We start from the raw sequence: 4,542 nt of genomic DNA on the forward strand, positions 1-4,542 counted from the left end.
GGGGCTGCCGATGCGGGTGAGCAGGACCAGGCAGACGGCGGCGAGGCACAGCGCCGCGGTGTGGACGTGCTTGGGGCCGATGCGGTTGGCCAGTCGCGCCAGGAAGAGGGCGACGACCGTGCAGGAGACGTAGTAGACGACCATGAGCCCGGTGGCGAAGCCGGAGGCGTTGTTGAAGGCCTCGGTCTTGGCGTACCCCGGGTCGGACAGGTTCACGCCGAAGTAGGTGACGGCGCACATGAGGCCCAGGTACTGCCAGAAGACGTTCATGGCGTACCACTGGAAGAGGTAGACCAGGGCCATCTTCTTCAGGCCGCGGGGCATCTCGACGATGGCGACGCCGATGTCCTTGACGAAGCCGAAGGGGCCCTCCTCCCGCTTCTTGCGCTCGAGCTCGACCAAGCCCTCCGGCGTGGGCGGCAGCTCCTTGGTGGAGAGCACCGAGATGAGCACCGAGCCGATGGAGCACACCGAGCCCACCATGAAGGCGCCGAAGACCCAGTAGGGGATGCCGGCGGCGGTGGCGCCCGCCAGGGTCTTCTCCAGAACGACGAGGGTCCCGGCGGCCAGGGCCGAGCCGGCGCCGATGAACAGGGACTGGGCGAGGAAGCCCTTGGCGAGCTGCTTGGAGGGCAGGCGGTCGCCGATGAAGGCCCGGTAGGGCTCCATGGCCGTGTTGTTCGAGACGTCCAGCAGCCACAGGCACAGCACCGCCATCCACACGGCGGTGACGAAGGGCATGAGGAACAGGAACACGGAGCAGCCGACGGCCCCGATCAGGAAGAAGGGCTTACGGCGTCCCCACTTCTCGCTCCAGGTCCGGTCCGAGAGCGCCCCGATGAGCGGTTGGATGAGCAGGCCGGTGACGGGTCCGGCCAGATTGAGGATGGGGATCTCGTCAGCGGAAGCCCCGAGGAACTGGTAAATGGGCGACATGGCGTTCTGCTGCATGCCGAAGGAGTACTGGATGCCGAAGAATCCGACGTTCATCAGCAGGATCTGAGCAGTGCTCATCATGGGCTTGTGCGCGATGTCCGCCGCGCTATTCTGGGAAGTCTGTGCCATAGGTCATCCTTGTCCTGGGCCCTGTGGAACTCTGTCGACGCCGCCCGAGACGGACGCCGCGCTTCCTGCCCGAGAGAACGCTGTACGGGACGGCGGGGATCTCAGGAAGTCAAGCAGGTCAATGATCCACCCAACATGACTAACGTTTGACAGGTCTTTAGTCACATTATCGGATCTCGCACAAGCCGGACCGGGTCATGACTCAGGCACGCAGAGCGATCATCCCACGATGCGCGCTGAGGGGCAACTCCAGAGCCAGCGCCTCACCGTCCGGGTCCCCGGTGGGCCCCGGTGACCTGAGGCCCGCCGGGAGACGCACGGTGCCGCCTCCCTCCTCGCCGAGCGCGACGGCGGCCACTCCGCCCTCGAACTCGCGCACCCAGGCGCCCGAGGTCCTCCGGGGCCGTCCCAGCGGGCGCCCCAGGTCGGCGTCGAGGGCGGGGAACCAGGGAGTGCGCGAGTAGTCGTCGTGACCGGTGGCCGTGTAGGCGCCCTCCCCTCCCCCGAAGACCCAGAAGGCCGCCAGCCCGTAGAGGCCGGGGGACGTGCGGGCACCGGACATGGAGCCGCCGCCCCCGCCGTCGGGCGTGCGCACGATGGACAGGCCCGGCCCTCGCAGCTCGTGAATCTGGGCCAGGGCCGTGGCCTCATCGAAGAGGTGATGGTCCCCCCAGCCCAGCCAGCACTCGTCGAAGCCGCCGCCCCAGGCCGAGTGGCGCTCCCAGCGGCCGGGTTCCCGGCGGGCCTCGGCCACGTTGGGGATGAGGATCTTGCCGACGCCGTTGAGGCCGGCACCGGCCTGGTCCACGAAGATGTTCAGCTCGGCGCGCAGGGCGGCAGTGTCGGCGATGTTCTCCAGCGGGAGGTTCAGGTCGTAGTAGTCGTCGAAGACGTCGTTGTCCGCCATGACGCCGTCGAAGGCGGTCTCAGCGGTGGCCTGGCAGACCTCCTCCACCCAGCGGGCGCGGTAGTCGGGGTCCCACACACGGGCCTGGAAGTGGCCGGGGTAGGTGCTCCACTCGACCAGGTCGCCGTTGTCACGCCTGGCGAGCCAACCGCGGCGGAGGGCCTCGCGGTAGGACAGCCCGGAGGCGCGCATGGAGTCCGGCTCGAAGTCCCGCGTGGAGGACAGGCACCGGTAGGCCAGGACCGTCATGTCCGGTCGCGCCTCCTTGAGGCGGGCGGCCGCCTCGGTCTCCCAGGGCTGGAGGATCGCCGCCCGGTAGTGGGCGATGGCGAAGTCCAGCTCCCCGGGCTCGAGCGGGTTGCCGTAACGGATCCAGGCTCCGACGCCGCCGGTGCTACTCCTCATGCTCCTCCTTGATCGGCGCGGGCGCCGGCCTGCTCACCAGCGCCGCCCTGACGGTAGATCTTGTTGTAGGAGGCGTTGACCTTGACCAGGTCGTAGGCCGCCTCCACGCGACCGCGGGCGTTGAGGCTCAGGCGCTCGTAGAGGTCGACGTCGCTGATGACCTCCTGGACCTTGTCCGCCATGACAGTGGGGTCGCCGGGCTCGATGATGATGCCGCAGGGGTCCCAGGTCTGCCCGTCGTCGGTGACGATCAAGTCCTCGACGACGGAGCGCACGGCGCCGACGTCGGTGCTCACCGTGGGGATGCCGGCCCCCATGGTCTCCAGGGAGACGACCGGCAGGCCCTCGTTGTAGCTGGGCAGGACGAACAGGTCGAACTCGGGCAGGAGCTCACGGACCTTGACGGTGCCGCGCACGGTGATGACGCTCTCCAGTCCCTGCTCGACGATGCGGGTCAGGCACTGCTCGAAGTAGGAGGGCATGTGCTCGGTGGGCCCGCACACGTCCAGGTGGATGTTCAGGCCCCGGTCCACCATGAGGCGCACCGAGTCGATCATGTCCAGCAGCCCCTTAATGGGCACGACCCGGGCGATGTACACCAGCTTCCACAGGTGCTTGTCCGCCCCCTCCTTCTTGATCTCCTCGATGGCGGCCAGGCGCGCGGCGTAGGAGGCGTCGAACTCCGAGGTGACGATCCCGTTGGGGATGACGATGGCGCGCCCAGAGTCGCCGCCGAGCTCATTGGCCTCGGTGATGGCCCGCGGGTAGAGGTAGGTGGAGGCGTAGGCGTAGGGGTAGCACAGGCGCCCCATCTCCAGCCACCAGGCCATCCACATGCGCTCGCGCCCGGTGACGTCGAAGGTGCGGTAGTCGGTGAGCCTGACGTTGAGGTCCAGCCGGCGCTCCAGGAGGGTGTTGACGGTGTCGCGCACGTAGAGGTTGTGCTCGGTCAGCAGCACCTTGGTGCCGTGCTCGCGGGCGGCGTTGACGCCCAGCAGCATGGCGTAGCCGGTGGTGTGGGCGTGGTAGACCTGGGCGCGCGGGACCGGTTCGGCCAGGACCGCGTAGGCCAGAGAGAAGAAGTCGCGCAGGCACCAGAAGATGTCGGTCATCGACATCCCCAGGTCCGGCATCATGTCGTGGTAGGCCTCCATGAACTCGCGCGTGCCCAGGATCGCCCAGACCGGGTAGCGGCGTGAGGCGCTCAGGCCCTCGCTGATGAGTTCCCACAGCGGCTCGGTCTGGCCGTCCTGGGCCAGGGAGAGCAGGGCGCCCAGGATGCGCCGAGACAGCTCACGGCGCTGGCGGCGGTTCATGTGCAGGTCGCGCGGGCGGGCGCGCAGGAAGTCCTCCTGGTGCTCCTCCATGGACAGGTAGAGGACCTTCACCCAGGCGATGTTGTCCGGCATGCCGTACAGGTCCTTGAGTGGCGAGTGGGAGTCCCAGGTGATGTGGATGATCCCGAAGGTGAGGTCCGGGTTGCCGGTGATGATGTCGTGGACCACCGCGGAGACCCCGCCCTTGAGGTAGGGGTAGGTGGACTCCATGACGATGGCGACGTCGACGTCCACGTACACGCCGTCCTCGGGGACGCCGTCGGGCAGGACCTGCTCATCGGCCTCGGGCTCGGGCTCCTCGGGGAGCTGGAGCAGCTCGCTCCCACCGGCGGGGGCCTCCTCGTCCTCGGCCTCCTCCTGGGCGGCCTGCTGGGACAGGGGGATGGCGGCGGCGTCGGAGGCGGCCGAGGCCACGGACTCCCAGGCGATGGCCGTGGGGGTTTGGGACTCGCCGTGCGCCGGGGGCTCAGGGAGCTCAGAGGGCTCAGAGGGCGCCGACGCTGCCGTGGCGTCAGGGGCTTCAACGTCATCGGGGGCCGGTGACGCGGCGGAGCGGGGGGCGGCCGGCTCCACCGGTGAGGACGCCGAGGCGCCCGAGGCCGCCGAGGCCGCCGAGCTCACCGCACCGAAGATCGGGGAGTCCAGGACGTCGGGGCTCTGCGGGGAGGCCGGCTCCGGGCTCTTGGGGCGCGGCTGGACCACGCCGTAGCCGGCAGGCGCCGGGGCCTGGACCACGCCGTAGATCGGTGCGGCCGGGTTCTCAGGAGTGGAGGCCGACGCCGCGGCCGGCTGCGCAGCCGGTTCAGTGGCGGGCAGTTCAGTGGCGGG

Annotated in this window: 3 protein-coding genes; all 3 read right to left on the bottom strand. The window is 69.2% G+C overall.

The annotated features are described in order from the left end of the window. Positions 1-1,065, bottom strand: a 1,065-nt coding sequence (locus tag BKH20_RS13340) for an MFS transporter (RefSeq protein ID WP_075391446.1), incomplete at its 3' end; no start/stop codon positions are given. Between the two features lie 202 nt (positions 1,066-1,267). Further along, the gene (locus BKH20_RS13350) at positions 1,268-2,377 is read right to left on the bottom strand and encodes a putative glycoside hydrolase (protein ID WP_075391445.1); all 1,110 of its coding nucleotides are present in this window, start codon (positions 2,375-2,377) and stop codon (positions 1,268-1,270) included. Further along, on the bottom strand, positions 2,374-4,542 hold a 2,169-nt coding region (gene pelF / locus BKH20_RS13355), incomplete at its 5' end, for a GT4 family glycosyltransferase PelF (protein WP_256693194.1). The genes pelF and BKH20_RS13350, both read right to left, overlap by 4 nt.

It is taken from the genome of Actinomyces oris, assembly GCF_001937445.1.
GTDB classification, from domain to species: domain Bacteria; phylum Actinomycetota; class Actinomycetes; order Actinomycetales; family Actinomycetaceae; genus Actinomyces; species Actinomyces acetigenes.